This is a genomic window from Bacillus sp. 41-22 (assembly GCF_025809295.1).
Taxonomy (GTDB): Bacteria; Bacillota; Bacilli; order Bacillales; family Bacillaceae_G; genus Bacillus_A; species Bacillus_A mycoides.
This window is the reverse complement of the sequence record NZ_CP084035.1, coordinates 3,483,044-3,496,972: the sequence shown is the minus strand read 5'-3', so window position 1 is coordinate 3,496,972 and position 13,929 is coordinate 3,483,044. Positions and strand designations below refer to the sequence as shown.

The window sequence follows — 13,929 nt, the reverse complement described above, 5'->3', positions numbered from 1 at the left end:
TCGATGAATCATATTATATATTTTATGAAGAAATTATATTCTTCTGCAGGGAAAATTCTGTATGTGAATTTGTTTGGTATGGTTTTAATAAGTTTACTTGAAGGGATAGGTATTATTTTATTAATTCCTATGATAAGTATGGCTGGAATAATTAATATAGGTGAGGAGACTGCTTTTATTGCACCTGTTTATAGATTTTTGCAGGATTTCCCTAAAACAACAAGCCTAATTTCTATTTTAGGTATATATATACTAATAGTGTTAGGGCAAAATCTATTACAACGAAACATAACGCTAAGGGATGCGAGAACGCAACAAGCTTTTGTACGAGAATTAAGAATAGAAACATATAGTATGATTCTAAAAGCGAAGTGGAGTTTTTTTTTAGAGAAAAGGAAAACAAATCTAATAAATATATTAACTACAGAATTAGCTCGCGTAAGTTATGGGGTTAATTTAATTTTACAATTGTTAGCTGTTATTCTGTTTACATTCATACAGGTGGGGCTTGCGTTTTTATTATCTCCCCAAATAACTATATTTGTTTTGGTCTTTGGCTTATTATTCTTAGTAGCTTCTCGTGCTTTTATAAAAAAAGCACGAATACTAGGCGGTAAGACCTCGAAATTAGCACAAGACTATCTTTCTGGTATAACAGATCATTTTAATGGAATTAAAGATATAAAGAGTAATACTTTGGAAGCATCACGTTTAGATTGGTTACAATCTATAACAGAAAAGATGAGTAATGAACAAATGGAGTATATGAGAATAAGGTCGAACTCTCAATTGTTTTATAAAGTTTCAATGGCTATTTTAATTGCATTTTTTATATTATTATCAGTAAGTATATTTAAAGCTCAACCCACCCAATTACTATTAATCATACTCATCTTTTCGAGACTATGGCCACGATTTATGACAATTCAGTCAAATTTAGAACAGCTTGCTGCAAGCATTCCTGCTTTTAAGTCATTATGGGACTTACAAGGGGAATGTAATGAAGCAATTGAAATGCAGGATATACATCAGCAAAAACATATAAAGCCGATTTGTATAGAGCAGGGTATTGAATGTAAGGGTATTTATTTTCGATATAATAAGAAGGAGCATTTGTATGCACTTCAAAATATTAATGTGAAAATACCAATCAATAGTATGACGGCTATTGTGGGACATTCGGGAGCTGGGAAGAGCACATTAATCGATGTTTTAATGGGATTGATTCAGCCAGAGAAAGGTCAAGTATTAATAGATGGAACTCCTCTTACAAGTGAAAATTTATTGTCATTGAGACGGGCTATTAGTTATGTGCCACAAGATCCTTTTTTATTTAATGCAAGCATAAGAGAAAATTTATTGATGATTGAGCCGAATGCGAGTGAAGAACAAATTTGGACTGCATTAGATTTTGCGGCGGCAGCTGAATTTGTACGAATGCTTCCAAAAGGGCTTGATACTCTCATTGGAGATCGTGGAGTGAGACTTTCAGGTGGTGAACGTCAACGACTTGTACTAGCTCGAGCTATTTTAAGACAACCATCCATTTTAGTATTAGATGAAGCTACGAGTGCATTAGATACTGAAAATGAAGTAAAAATTCAATCAGCAATAGAAAGGTTGAAAGGAACGATGACTATTGTTGTTATTGCGCATCGGTTATCTACGATCCGCAATGCAGATCAAGTTATTGTTTTAGGAAAAGGTGAGATTGTTCAAAAAGGTGAATTTAATCAATTGGCTAAAGAGAGAAAAGGTGTATTTCGAAATTTATTAGGGTCACAAATGGAAGTGGGTTCATAGAGGAGAAAGATTGAATGAAATCTTGTATTATTGTAATTCGAGTTGAATGATAGCCCGGATAATGGTCAGTTACAAAAGGTCTTATTCGGGCTTTTATATTTGTGTTTTCTAAATTTAGGGAATAAATATAATTCAGTACCTTGCAATAAACAATACTAAGTGGTATATTATGGATAAAATAGCTACCGTTTATTGAACAGTACTAAAATGAGAAAGGGGGATTGTCCTTGAACGTTCAGTTTAAAAAAGGTGTGTTAGAACTGTGTGTATTGGCACTTGTAAAACGTAAGGATTGTTATGGATATGAACTTGTTCAGCAAATCTCTAATAAATTTTTAATATCGGAAGGTTCTGTATATCCGTTATTACGTCGTTTAACGAAAGAGGGATATTTTCAAACGTATTTAAAAGAATCCACGGAAGGACCGCCCCGTAAATATTATCAACTAACAGAGCAAGGAGAGATGCAACTTACTTTATTAGTAACAGAGTGGCGTGATTTTGCTAAAGGTGTTCAAGAAATTATTGAAGGGGTGGAATGGGATGAGTAAAGAGCAGTTTCTTAAAGAATTATCAAGTCATCTTAGAAAGTTACCAGAAGAAGAGCGACAAGATATTTTATTTGATTATGAAGAGCACTTTCAGTTTGGGATGGAAGAGGGGAAAACTGAATCAGAAATAATAAAGGGACTTGGCTCTCCGAAAGTAATTGCGAAAGACTTACTTGCGATGTATCGATTTGATGAAATGAAAAAAGATCCGTCGACTTCAAATGTGACAAGAGCTGTCATGGCAGCGGTTGGACTTAGTTTGTTTAATTTTATTATTGTGTTAGGCCCGTTAGTTGCAATTATAGCTTTTATATTTTCCTTTTGGGTCGGTGGGATTGCTAGTGTAGTGACACCATTTTTCGTTATTGTAAAAGTATTTATGGGCACTTTTATATGGTTGGATCTTTTCGTTAGTATAACGTTTGTCGGAGTAGGTTTGTTGTTATGTATTGTAGCTTATTATAGTACGAAGTGGTTTAAAAGATTATGTGTACGCTATGTAGTCTGGAACTTCAAAATGATAAAAGGGGAGTAGATGATGAAAAAGATATTATTAGTAGCTATCGCTTGTATCATTATTGGAGTAATAGGGATTTCACAAACATATGAAAAAGCAGTACAAACTGCAGAGAAAGGAGATAAAGAGGACGTAATTAAAAACGAAACGCTAAAAAATGTAGAAGTTAAGTTAGATGCTGGAGATATTGTTGTCCAAAAATCTCCTGATTCCTCTTTTTATGTAAAGCAAAAAGGAGACGTAAGTAAACAGGAGATTCGTATTGCTGAAGATGGTGATACATTAAAAATCATAGGGGAAATAGAAAAAGGTGTTTCATTTGATTTTTCATTTTACAATTTCGGATTTCAAACGCCTACATTGACTATATTAGTACCTGAACGTTCTTATCAAGAGATAAAAGTAAATTCATCCGCTGGACAAATAGAAATAAGTAATGTGAAAAGTGACCGCGTAAGTGTTGAAACACTCGCCGGAGAAGTGGATTTGAAACATGTAACAGCAAAGAGTGTGGAGGGGTCTACAAAAGCTGGTGAGGTGAATTTTAAAAAAGTCATAGGGAAAGTAACAGCAAAAACGGCTAGTGGGGATATAGATATTATTGATCATGATTCTAAATATGATTTAGAGGTAAGTTCAACTGCTGGAGATGTAGATATTACTTTATTGGAAAAACCACAAGATGCAGTTATAACTGGGCAAACTGCTGCTGGAGACGTGACAATTTTTAATGAAGACAATAAAAATATAACGATTGGTAATGGTAGTAAAAAGATTAGCGGTAAAACCGCTGCTGGAGATGTTACTATTGAAACGCGTTAATAATTAATGAAACGCATTCTTTTGAATGAACGGAAATCTATCAAAATATAAAAAGAAGATAATTACCTATATAAATAAGGGAATTATCTTCTTTTTATTATTTTTAATGTAAATCACGATATACGCCAATTACTTTTCCAATAACTGACACTTGTTTTAAAATAATAGGTTCTAGTGAAGAGTTTTCCGGTTGTAGACGGAAATGATCTTTTTCTTTATAGAAACGTTTAACAGTTGCTTCGTTATCTTCTGTTAAAGCAACTACAATTTCACCGTTGTATGCAGACTGTTGTTGGCGAACAACAACTAAATCACCATCAAAGATACCGGCTTCAATCATGCTATCTCCAGAAATGCGTAACATAAACACTTGATCTGCTCCAGCAACGATACTAGCTGGAAGTGGGAAGTGATCTTCTACACTTTCGACTGCTGTAATCGGTAAACCGGCAGTAACTTTTCCGATGATTGGAACTTGAATAACAGATTGTGTTTCCGTTCGGTTGTCACCTAAAATTTCAATTGCGCGTGGTTTTGTTGGATCGCGTCGAATATATCCCTTTTCTTCTAGTCGTGATAAATGTCCGTGCACTGTAGAACTAGAAGCAAGGCCGACTGCTTGACCGATTTCACGTACGGAAGGTGGATATCCTTTTTCTTGTACTTTTAGCTTAATAAAGTCGAGAATGTCTTGCTGGCGTTTCGTTAACTTTTCCATGTTTTCTAACACCTCGTTTTCTTTCATTTTTCTTATTATTAAGTATAACATGCGAAAAAACATTCTACAAACATAAGTTCGAACGAAAGGCAAATTTATGATACACTATAAGGAAAATATAGTGAGAAAGAAGGGTTCAAAATGAATGCAATTATTTATGCACGTGTGAGCACAACAAAAGAAGAACAGGAAACATCATTATTGCGTCAAAAAGATGAATTATTGCATTTAGCTGAGCGCTATCAAATGGATGTTACAAAGGTAATTGAGGAGCAGGCTAGCGGTTATACAATTGAACGTGATGGCATATTAGAAGTGCTAGATACAATTCGAGATGAACAAGTTGATGTACTACTTATACAAGATGAAACGCGTCTTGGTAGAGGAAATGCAAAGATTGCATTAATGCATTGTTTACATAAAGAGGGGATAAAAGTTTATACACACACACATAGTGGTGAATTACAGCTTTCAGATTCTGATTCGATGGTGCTAAATATAATTGGGATCGTTGAAGAGTATCAAAGAAAGATCCACAATTTAAAAATTAAACGTGGCATGCAAAGAGCAGTGGAGAAAGGATTTCGTCCAGAAAATAATTTGAAAAATCGTCATTTAAGCGTAGGACGTGAGAAAAAAGAAGTGCCAATTGAGGAAATTGTACGTTTGCGCCGGAATGAATTAACTTTTGAAGAAATTGCAGCAACACTTCGTGGTTTTGGTCATGATGTTTCAAAAGCAACTGTACATCGAAGGTATGTAGAATATACAAAGCAATTGCTTGATAAAGAGGACTAACTATTGTATGATAATAATCAGTTTTGAGTAGAAGGGGGATTCGAGATGCCAAGTCAAGAACTCATTGAACGCATTAACTTCTTAGCGAAAAAAGCAAAAGCTGAAGGCTTAACTGAAGAAGAACAACGTGAGCGCCAATCGCTTCGTGAACAATATTTAAAAGGATTTCGTCAAAATATGTTAAACGAATTAAAAGGAATTAAAGTCGTTAACGAAGAAGGCACGGACGTTACACCGGCGAAATTAAAAGCTTTAAAAAAGCAGGATAATGCAAAATTAAATTAAAAGATGGGCATAGCCCATCTTTTTTTATTTGTTAAAATTGTTATTTAATAACTTTCCAGTTTTCATTTTTCGTTGCTTCTATCCTTTTATGCTTCAATATATAGTTAGCGATAAGTTCAGACATATCTGTTGGTATGTCTTTTACTACTGGTTTATTTTGAAACATAAAGAAGTTCCCGCCACCGCTTGCACGATAATTATTCATAACAACGTCATATTCTTCATTCATATTAAGAGGAGCGCCTTTATACTGCAAAGACTCTACTCTCTCTCCAATTGGTTTTGAAATGTTTAATACATACGAAATCCCTTCCCACATATCGTAATTATAGTGTTGTGGTTTTGGTTCTATATAGGTAGGGTTTACGATGATGGTTCCATCTGCTTTTAATGTGAAATAAGAAGCAGAGAGTTCGAGAGCATTTTTTATATCCGCTCCGGTTATTCTAATTACTTTTAATGTATTTGGATAAATATAATTAGAAACGATGTCACGCATTGTTACATGTTTAGGGAAACCTGGAGATGTATTATGAAACAAACTTGTACAAGAAATTGAAACATTAGCTATATCCATCTGTATTTTATTTATGAATTCAATAAAAGGATGGTCTTGCAAACGTGTTTGCATAGCATCGGAAATTTGCATATCCCCATAAATTATTCCAATAGGTTTATCAAGCCAATTTTGTGTTTTCTCTTCATAATTGGCAACCAAGGAAAGAACATCTTGGTCTGCCGCAATTCCTTGTACGGGCAATAACTCTGAATAACTCTCTTTTTTCACCCATTTTTGTTCTGCTTTTTCGAATGTTACTGTTACTTTTCCAACTGAGTGTCCATTGCATCCGGTCTGTAAAATTGTTACACCATTAATCACGGTGTGAGCGATTTCTCGGTGTTGGTGGCCTGTTAGTAAAATATCTATGCCTTCAATTTCATGGCACATTGCATATCCTTGGTTTTCACCTGTTAAAACTTCAGTCGGTACTCCGGTTTGTAAATCACGTTCAAATCCCCCGTGATAGGCTACGACTAGTAAATCTGGTTTTTCATGTTTACGGATGTAAGAAACCCATTTTTTTGTTGTTTCAAATGCATCTTCAAATTGTAAATCTTTAATATGATGTGCTTGTTCCCAATGGGGGATGTAATGCGTTGTCACCCCTAAAATAGCAATTTTTATGTTTGATTCAATATGTTTTATTATATATGGTTTTCCGAAATAAGGTTCTTTTCTGTTTTTATCTAAAATGTTTGCTGATAGATAAGGGGAATTTGCAGTAGCCACAGCATTATTTAATATATCCATTCCGTAATTAAATTCATGATTTCCGATAATTGCAATGTCATACTCTAAGTAGTTGGCTAATAAGGACATTGGGTTTTCCATATCTTTTTCGTATGTAGCGTAATGATAAGTAAATGGTGTTCCTTGAATGAAGTCCCCGTTATCAATCAGAAGAACGTTTGCATTTTGAGAACGTTCTTTTTTTATGAGAGTAGAAATTTTAGCTAAACCAATTTCTGCTTTGGAGTTATCTTGGTAGTGAATTGGATACACAGTACCATGTACATCGCTTGTTAATAAAATATTTAAAGTTACAATTTGATTTTGATTCAACGCCATTCACCTTTTCTATAGTTATCTTTCAATTAATCATATCAAATATATGAAAAGAATTTTAATGTGAATGTATAGAATGTGTAAAGATTCTGTAAATAAGCAATTATTTGTAAAAATATGTGATATATTTCTTCATGTTTATGGAAGGTTATTTTATAACAACGAAAAATGGAGGCATTAACATGTTGAAAAAAGTTTTTGCAATGAGCACAACAGTTGTACTAGCAGCGGGATTATTAAGTGGATGTGGAACGAAGGAATCAAGTGCAAGTAAAAATGAAGATACGAAAAAAGGTTATGTACCGAAGACACTAAATGTTCAATTTGTTCCTTCTCAAAATGCAGATACGTTAGAGGCGAAGGCAAAACCATTGGAAAAGCTATTAAGTGATAAATTAAACATTCCGGTAAAAGTTAGTATTTCAACGAATTACAATACAATTGTAGAAGCGATGGCATCTAAGCAAGTAGATGTAGGCTTTTTACCTCCAACAGCGTATGTGTTAGCGCATGAGAAAAAGGCTGCAAACGTAATTTTACAGGCGCAACGTTTTGGGGTAGATGATGAAACTGGAGCTCCCACAAAGGATTTAGTAGATGTTTATAAATCAGAGTTTGTTGTTAAGAAAGATTCTAATATTAATAGTGTAAAAGATTTAAAAGGTAAAAAAATTGGCTATCAAGATGTAACATCATCAGCGGGTTATGTATGGCCTGCGGCTGTATTGTTAAAAGAGGGAATCGATCCGTTGAAAGATGTGAAACCTGTTACATTAAAAGGTCATGATCAGTCACTTATTGCTCTTTTAAATGGTGATGTAGATGCAGCTGTTGTATTCCAAGATGCTCGTAATATTGTAAAAAAAGATTATCCGAATATATTCGATCAAACGAAAATAGTAAAATTTACGGAGAAAATTCCAAACGATACGATTTCTGTACGTTCTGATTTAGATGCAGAGTGGAGCAAGAAATTACAGGATGCTTTCATTGAAATAGGAAAGAATGAGGAAGGGCACAAAATCATTAAAGAAGTATACTCACATGAAGGATACGTTAAATCTGATGATAGTAAATTTGATATCGTTCGTGAATATGGAAAGAAAGTGAAAACGCAATAATACATATGGAAATGGCGACTAACTGGAAAGTGTGTGATTTCAGTTAGTTTGCCGTTTTTCAGTTATTGATAATACATAGAAGGTAGGTAAGATGTGTGATAGAGTTTCGAAATGTTTCCAAAGTGTATCCGAATGGTACAAAAGGATTGAATAATATAAACTTGAAAATTCAAAAAGGTGAGTTTGTTGTAATGGTCGGGCTATCCGGTGCTGGAAAATCAACACTTCTTAGATCGGTAAATCGCCTTCATGAAATCACAGAAGGAGAAATCATTATTGAAGGGGAGTCTATTACTGCTGCAAAAGGAAAAGGATTACGACGCATGCGCCGAGATATTGGTATGATTTTTCAAAGCTTTAACCTTGTGAAGCGATCAACGGTACTGAAGAATGTATTAGCTGGGCGGGTTGGATATCATTCTACATTGCGTACAACGTTAGGTCTGTTTCCGAAAGAGGATGTGGAGCTTGCATTCCAGGCGCTGAATAGAGTGAATATCTCAGAAAAAGCATATGCACGAGCTGATGAATTATCAGGGGGACAACAGCAACGTGTATCAATTGCTAGAGCATTGGCACAAGAAGCGAAAATCATATTGGCAGATGAGCCTGTTGCTTCGTTAGATCCTCTGACAACAAAGCAAGTAATGGATGATTTGAAGAAAATTAATGAAGATTTTGGAATTACGACAATTGTAAACTTACATTCTATTGATTTAGCGAGGCAATATGCTACTCGTATTATTGGATTACATGCTGGTGAAATTGTTTTTGATGGATTAGTAGAAGAGGCAACGGATGAAAAATTCGCTGAAATTTATGGGGACGTAGCTCAGAAAAGCGCATTATTAGAGGTGGCAGCTAAATGAATGAAGTGACGATATATTCGAAATCGATACCGAAGCCGCCGAGTAAATTGAAACATATGTTAACGGTTATTTTAGTTATTTTACTGTTGTGGGGTAGTAGTGTACAGGTCGACGCATCATTTTCAAAACTAGTAGTTGGTTTTCCGAATATGATGGATTTATTGAAGGAAATGGTGCCACCAGATTGGAGTTATTTTCAAATTATTACAACAGCAATGTTAGATACAATACGTATGGCGATTATTGGAACGACTTTAGGGGCGATTTTAGCCATTCCACTTGCACTATTTGCGGCAAGTAACGTATTTACTAGTGTATTTTTGTACAGTCCAGCTCGATTGATTTTAAATTTTATACGAACAATACCAGATTTATTATTAGCGGCTATTTTTGTAGCGATTTTTGGAATAGGACCACTTCCAGGTATTTTGGCTCTTACTTGTTTCTCCGTTGGACTCGTAGCGAAATTATTGTATGAGTCAATTGAATCAATTGATCCAGGTCCATTAGAAGCGATGACAGCTGTAGGAGCGAATAAGGTGCAATGGATAGTTTATGGGGTCATTCCGCAAGTGAAAGCGCACTTCGTCTCCTATGTACTTTATACATTTGAGGTGAATGTACGTGCAGCAGCTGTTCTAGGTTTAGTAGGAGCAGGTGGGATTGGATTATATTATGATCGTACACTTGGATTTTTACAATATCAACAAACTGCTTCTATTATTATTTATACCCTTGTTGTTGTATTGCTAATTGATTATATAAGTACAGCGTTGCGGGGGAAATTATAATGAGTAAAACGACAATAATCGTACCAAAACCGAAGAAACCGAGTATATATCGCTGGATTATTTTTATAGCACTTACAGTTATATATGTATGGGCCTTTTCAGGAGTCCCGTTAGAGGGAATAAAGAATACGGCGGGAGAAATTACAAAAGCAATTATGACAGGCGTATTGAACCCAGATTGGTCGTATGTATCTTTGCCAGATGGTGAAGATTTATTACACGGTTTAATTGATACGTTGGCAATTGCGATATTAGGTACATTTATTTCTGCTTTTTTATCTGTTCCATTTGCTTTTTGGGCGGCAACGAATATGAGTAGTGGAAAATTAACTTCAGGAACTGGGAAATTTGTACTTAGTTTTGTTCGTACATTTCCTGAATTAGTTATGGCTCTTTTATTTATAAAAGCTGTTGGTCCAGGCTCTTTTGCCGGAGTTCTAGCTTTAGGGTTACACTCTATCGGAATGTTAGGGAAACTATATTCGGAAGGAATTGAAAATATAGATAAGGGACCGACGGAAGCGTTAATAGCAACGGGTGCAAATCGGTTTCAAATACTTTGGTATGCCGTATTACCACAAGTGTTACCGGATTTTCTATCGTATACGTTATACAGGTTTGAAATTAATGTACGATCCGCTGCGATTTTAGGTGTTATTGGAGCAGGTGGTATTGGTACGCCATTAATTTTTGCACTTAGTTCACGTAATTGGTCTCGTGTGGGAATTATTTTATTAGGTATCATTTTAATGGTAATTATAATTGATTTTATTTCAAGTTCTATTCGTAAGCGGATTATTTAATTTGTTTTAAAAGCATCTAATTCAGATGCTTTTTTGTATTTTTAAAGGTTATCAAAAAAGAGATATATCAGAAATTAGTATATTTGTATAAATATACAGATAATTATCTTTATTTTTAAAATAAAAACAATTAAAAAGTATGTCATATTGAATGCCCATACATTCCCTGAATCACTGTATTTTTTATGAAAAATCAAAAAAACATCAACATATTTGTCGATACATGTTGTATAATCTTGCGTGGGAAGCTATCATATAAATGTATAAAACGTTTACTAACATACGCGAAGGGAAGAATAGCATGTCACATTCAATCGAACAACTTTCTATCAACACGATTCGCACATTATCCATTGATGCGATTGAAAAAGCAAACTCTGGTCACCCAGGAATGCCAATGGGTGCAGCACCAATGGCTTATACATTATGGACTCAATTTATGAAACACAATCCAAATAACCCAACGTGGTTTAACCGCGATCGTTTCGTATTATCTGCAGGTCATGGTTCAATGTTACTATACAGCCTACTTCATCTATCTGGTTATGACTTAACAATGGATGATTTAAAGAACTTCCGTCAATGGGGAAGCAAAACTCCAGGACATCCTGAGTACGGTCACACAGCAGGTGTAGACGCAACAACTGGTCCACTTGGACAAGGTATTGCAACTGCTGTTGGTATGGCGATGGCTGAAAGACATTTAGCGGCTAAATACAACCGTGATGCGTATAATGTAGTAGATCATCATACATACGCTATTTGTGGTGATGGAGATTTAATGGAAGGCGTTTCTGCTGAAGCATCTTCATTAGCTGCTCATTTACAATTAGGTCGTCTTGTAGTACTTTACGATTCAAACGATATTTCATTAGATGGCGATTTAAATCGTTCATTCTCTGAAAGTGTAGAAGATCGTTACAAAGCATACGGATGGCAAGTAATCCGTGTTGAGGATGGAAACGATATTGAAGCAATCGCAAAAGCAATTGAAGAAGCGAAAGCTGACGAAAAACGCCCAACGCTAATTGAAGTAAGAACGACAATTGGTTTCGGTTCTCCAAACAAATCAGGAAAATCAGCTTCACATGGTTCTCCACTTGGTGTAGACGAAACAAAATTAACGAAAGAAGCATACGCTTGGACTGCTGAACAAGACTTCCATGTAGCAGAAGAAGTATATGACAACTTCCGTAAAACAGTACAAGATGTTGGTGAAACGACGCAAGCTGCGTGGAACACGATGCTCGGTGAATATGCACAAGCATATCCAGAATTAGCAAACGAACTGCAAGCAGCAATGAACGGTCTTCTTCCAGAAGGTTGGGAACAAAGCTTACCAACTTATGAATTAGGATCAAAAGCAGCAACACGTAATTCTTCAGGTGCTGTAATTAATGCAATTGCAGAGTCTGTACCATCATTCTTTGGTGGATCAGCTGACCTTGCTGGTTCTAACAAAACATATATGAATAACGAAAAAGACTTCACAAGAGCTGATTACAGCGGTAAAAACATTTGGTACGGTGTTCGTGAGTTTGCGATGGGTGCAGCAATGAACGGTATTGCACTACATGGCGGTTTAAAAACTTACGGTGGTACGTTCTTCGTATTCTCTGACTACTTACGTCCAGCAATTCGCCTTGCAGCATTAATGCAATTGCCTGTAACGTATGTATTCACACATGATAGTATCGCTGTTGGTGAAGATGGTCCAACACATGAGCCGGTTGAACAATTAGCAGCACTTCGTGCAATGCCAAACGTTTCTGTTATTCGTCCAGCAGACGGTAACGAATCAGTTGCAGCTTGGAGACTAGCTCTAGAATCAACAAAAACACCAACTGCATTAGTGTTAACTCGTCAAGATCTTCCAACATTAGAAGGTGCAAAAGACGATACTTATGAAAAAGTAGCAAAAGGTGCATATGTAGTTTCTGCAAGCAAGAAAGAAACTGCTGATGTAATCTTAATTGCAACTGGATCTGAAGTAAGCTTAGCAATCGAAGCGCAAAAAGCTCTAGCAGCAGACGGCGTTGATGCAGCTGTTGTTAGCATGCCATCTATGGATCGCTTTGAAGCTCAAACTGCTGAGTACAAAGAATCTGTACTACCAAAAGCAGTAACGAAACGTTTCGCAATTGAAATGGGTGCTACAATGGGATGGCACCGTTATGTAGGTCTTGATGGAGATGTACTAGGTATTGACACATTCGGTGCTTCTGCTCCTGGTGAGAAGATTATGGAAGAGTATGGATTTACTGTAGAGAACGTTGTTCGTAAAGTAAAAGAAATGCTTTAATGATTTTAGAAAAATCTCTCCAGCATGGGGAGATTTTTCTATGTAATTGAGTTTTTTCGACAGGAAAAGTTTTTTCTCTCTCCGTAGTCAGACAATCATTGCAAATCTTCTCTTATATAATGTAGGGAAAAGGTTGTCCAGATCGGGAGGGGAAAAATGAAAACGTATGAATTGTATTTAATTCAAGAGGATATTGCGAAAGCTTACTTTGGTCGTGAATATTTGTTTTTTGATTTATTTGCTCGATTTTCAGAATCTGGGTTCCTTTCGGAGAAGAAAGTATTATATAAACAAATGACGTATATTACGATGCCGTTACAAGTAATGAAAATTCATCATAAATTAGAACAAGCTTTGCGTGTTCTTGGTAAATATGAAAGAACAAATCATACTCATACGCTTTATACAGGAGCCGAATACGGAGAAATAATGGTGAAACCACAATATATTCGAATAAATACTTCTGGAAATGTATCCATGGAAACAACTTTCTTTGAGGTGCTTAGAAAGTGTGAGTTAACATTTTTAGCGATGGATTATGAAAATAAAAAGTACGGTTGGTTAAATCCTCTCAAACAAGTACGAACATATGTGTAAAAAATGTCGAATAGTATCTTGTCTTATTGAAAAGGTTTTAGTACACTGTAAGGTAGACAACATGAAGGAGGAAAAGATATGCCAATGTGGTTAGGTATTCTAGTGGGCGTAGTAGCACTAGTAGCAGGCGTGGCGTTAGGATTTTTCATTGCCCGCAAATACATGATGAATTACTTACAAAAAAATCCACCAATTAACGAACAAATGTTAAAAATGATGATGATGCAAATGGGACAAAAACCTTCCCAAAAGAAAATCAATCAAATGATGAGCGCGATGAACAAGCAACAAACGAAATAAGCGCCAAAGGGCACTCTTACCGAGT

At 35.5% G+C, this 13,929-nt stretch carries 15 protein-coding genes; 13 read left to right on the top strand and 2 right to left on the bottom strand.

The window, feature by feature from the left end:
• The first annotated feature begins 3 nt into the window (after nucleotides 1–3).
• The 4 genes from LCF45_RS17805 to LCF45_RS17790 all read left to right on the top strand — a co-directional run bounded on the left by LCF45_RS17805 (nucleotide 4) and on the right by LCF45_RS17790 (nucleotide 3,693).
• The gene (locus LCF45_RS17805; RefSeq protein ID WP_002128582.1) at nucleotides 4–1,803 is read left to right on the top strand and encodes an ABC transporter ATP-binding protein; all 1,800 of its coding nucleotides are present in this window, start codon (nucleotides 4–6) and stop codon (nucleotides 1,801–1,803) included.
• A gap of 227 nt (nucleotides 1,804–2,030) precedes the next feature.
• The gene (locus tag LCF45_RS17800) at nucleotides 2,031–2,354 is read left to right on the top strand and encodes a PadR family transcriptional regulator (protein ID WP_002066545.1); all 324 of its coding nucleotides are present in this window, start codon (nucleotides 2,031–2,033) and stop codon (nucleotides 2,352–2,354) included.
• Nucleotides 2,347–2,889 carry a DUF1700 domain-containing protein gene (locus tag LCF45_RS17795; RefSeq protein WP_002128581.1) on the top strand — a complete coding sequence of 181 codons (543 nt, stop codon included), beginning with the start codon at nucleotides 2,347–2,349 and terminating at the stop codon, nucleotides 2,887–2,889. Before LCF45_RS17800 ends, LCF45_RS17795 begins: the two co-directional genes overlap by 8 nt.
• Nucleotides 2,890–3,693: a DUF4097 family beta strand repeat-containing protein gene (locus LCF45_RS17790; RefSeq protein ID WP_002014437.1), complete on the top strand. Its 804-nt coding sequence runs from the start codon at nucleotides 2,890–2,892 to the stop codon at nucleotides 3,691–3,693. It begins immediately after the preceding gene.
• A gap of 103 nt (nucleotides 3,694–3,796) precedes the next feature.
• On the opposite strand, the gene lexA is transcribed toward LCF45_RS17790, so the two are convergent.
• Nucleotides 3,797–4,411, bottom strand: a complete 615-nt coding sequence (lexA, locus tag LCF45_RS17785) for a transcriptional repressor LexA (RefSeq protein WP_002087894.1) — start codon at nucleotides 4,409–4,411, stop codon at nucleotides 3,797–3,799.
• Between the two features lie 141 nt (nucleotides 4,412–4,552).
• Here lexA and LCF45_RS17780 point away from each other — a divergent pair, with 141 nt between their 5' ends.
• Nucleotides 4,553–5,209 carry a YneB family resolvase-like protein gene (locus LCF45_RS17780; RefSeq protein ID WP_002128580.1) on the top strand — a complete coding sequence of 219 codons (657 nt, stop codon included), beginning with the start codon at nucleotides 4,553–4,555 and terminating at the stop codon, nucleotides 5,207–5,209.
• Nucleotides 5,210–5,254: 45 nt separating this feature from the next.
• Entirely contained in the window at nucleotides 5,255–5,494 is a 240-nt protein-coding gene (locus LCF45_RS17775) for a DUF896 domain-containing protein (RefSeq protein ID WP_002014431.1), read from the top strand.
• A gap of 40 nt (nucleotides 5,495–5,534) precedes the next feature.
• On the opposite strand, the gene LCF45_RS17770 is transcribed toward LCF45_RS17775, so the two are convergent.
• The gene (locus LCF45_RS17770) at nucleotides 5,535–7,118 is read right to left on the bottom strand and encodes a bifunctional metallophosphatase/5'-nucleotidase (RefSeq protein WP_002167808.1); all 1,584 of its coding nucleotides are present in this window, start codon (nucleotides 7,116–7,118) and stop codon (nucleotides 5,535–5,537) included.
• 185 nt (nucleotides 7,119–7,303) lie between these two features.
• On the opposite strand from LCF45_RS17770, the gene LCF45_RS17765 reads away from it, so the two are divergent.
• The 7 genes from LCF45_RS17765 to LCF45_RS17735 all read left to right on the top strand — a co-directional run bounded on the left by LCF45_RS17765 (nucleotide 7,304) and on the right by LCF45_RS17735 (nucleotide 13,904).
• Entirely contained in the window at nucleotides 7,304–8,242 is a 939-nt protein-coding gene (locus LCF45_RS17765) for a phosphate/phosphite/phosphonate ABC transporter substrate-binding protein (protein WP_002137777.1), read from the top strand.
• A gap of 95 nt (nucleotides 8,243–8,337) precedes the next feature.
• Nucleotides 8,338–9,111: a phosphonate ABC transporter ATP-binding protein gene (phnC, locus tag LCF45_RS17760; protein WP_002033479.1), complete on the top strand. Its 774-nt coding sequence runs from the start codon at nucleotides 8,338–8,340 to the stop codon at nucleotides 9,109–9,111.
• The gene (gene phnE / locus LCF45_RS17755; protein WP_002137773.1) at nucleotides 9,108–9,902 is read left to right on the top strand and encodes a phosphonate ABC transporter, permease protein PhnE; all 795 of its coding nucleotides are present in this window, start codon (nucleotides 9,108–9,110) and stop codon (nucleotides 9,900–9,902) included. Before phnC ends, phnE (LCF45_RS17755) begins: the two co-directional genes overlap by 4 nt.
• Nucleotides 9,902–10,705, top strand: a complete 804-nt coding sequence (gene phnE, locus LCF45_RS17750) for a phosphonate ABC transporter, permease protein PhnE (protein WP_002066554.1) — start codon at nucleotides 9,902–9,904, stop codon at nucleotides 10,703–10,705. The genes phnE (LCF45_RS17755) and phnE (LCF45_RS17750) overlap by 1 nt, the downstream gene beginning before the upstream one ends.
• A gap of 301 nt (nucleotides 10,706–11,006) precedes the next feature.
• Nucleotides 11,007–13,007: a transketolase gene (gene tkt / locus LCF45_RS17745; protein WP_016092115.1), complete on the top strand. Its 2,001-nt coding sequence runs from the start codon at nucleotides 11,007–11,009 to the stop codon at nucleotides 13,005–13,007.
• Nucleotides 13,008–13,163: 156 nt separating this feature from the next.
• Nucleotides 13,164–13,604, top strand: a complete 441-nt coding sequence (gene sirA, locus LCF45_RS17740) for a sporulation inhibitor of replication protein SirA (RefSeq protein ID WP_002014415.1) — start codon at nucleotides 13,164–13,166, stop codon at nucleotides 13,602–13,604.
• 78 nt (nucleotides 13,605–13,682) lie between these two features.
• Nucleotides 13,683–13,904, top strand: a complete 222-nt coding sequence (locus LCF45_RS17735) for a YneF family protein (RefSeq protein ID WP_001132292.1) — start codon at nucleotides 13,683–13,685, stop codon at nucleotides 13,902–13,904.
• The last annotated feature ends 25 nt before the right edge of the window (nucleotides 13,905–13,929 follow it).

Excerpts from the sequence above, each read along its gene's own strand:
- LCF45_RS17805 (WP_002128582.1), top strand. The coding sequence starts at position 4 with ATGAATCATATTATATATTTTATGAAGAAATTATATTCTTCTGCAGGG.
- LCF45_RS17795 (WP_002128581.1), top strand. The coding sequence starts at position 2,347 with ATGAGTAAAGAGCAGTTTCTTAAAGAATTATCAAGTCATCTTAGAAAG.
- LCF45_RS17790 (WP_002014437.1), top strand. The coding sequence starts at position 2,890 with ATGATGAAAAAGATATTATTAGTAGCTATCGCTTGTATCATTATTGGA.
- lexA (WP_002087894.1), bottom strand. The coding sequence starts at position 4,411 with ATGGAAAAGTTAACGAAACGCCAGCAAGACATTCTCGACTTTATTAAG.
- LCF45_RS17780 (WP_002128580.1), top strand. The coding sequence starts at position 4,553 with ATGAATGCAATTATTTATGCACGTGTGAGCACAACAAAAGAAGAACAG.
- LCF45_RS17775 (WP_002014431.1), top strand. The coding sequence starts at position 5,255 with ATGCCAAGTCAAGAACTCATTGAACGCATTAACTTCTTAGCGAAAAAA.
- LCF45_RS17765 (WP_002137777.1), top strand. The coding sequence starts at position 7,304 with ATGTTGAAAAAAGTTTTTGCAATGAGCACAACAGTTGTACTAGCAGCG.
- phnE (WP_002137773.1), top strand. The coding sequence starts at position 9,108 with ATGAATGAAGTGACGATATATTCGAAATCGATACCGAAGCCGCCGAGT.
- phnE (WP_002066554.1), top strand. The coding sequence starts at position 9,902 with ATGAGTAAAACGACAATAATCGTACCAAAACCGAAGAAACCGAGTATA.
- tkt (WP_016092115.1), top strand. The coding sequence starts at position 11,007 with ATGTCACATTCAATCGAACAACTTTCTATCAACACGATTCGCACATTA.
- sirA (WP_002014415.1), top strand. The coding sequence starts at position 13,164 with ATGAAAACGTATGAATTGTATTTAATTCAAGAGGATATTGCGAAAGCT.
- LCF45_RS17735 (WP_001132292.1), top strand. The coding sequence starts at position 13,683 with ATGCCAATGTGGTTAGGTATTCTAGTGGGCGTAGTAGCACTAGTAGCA.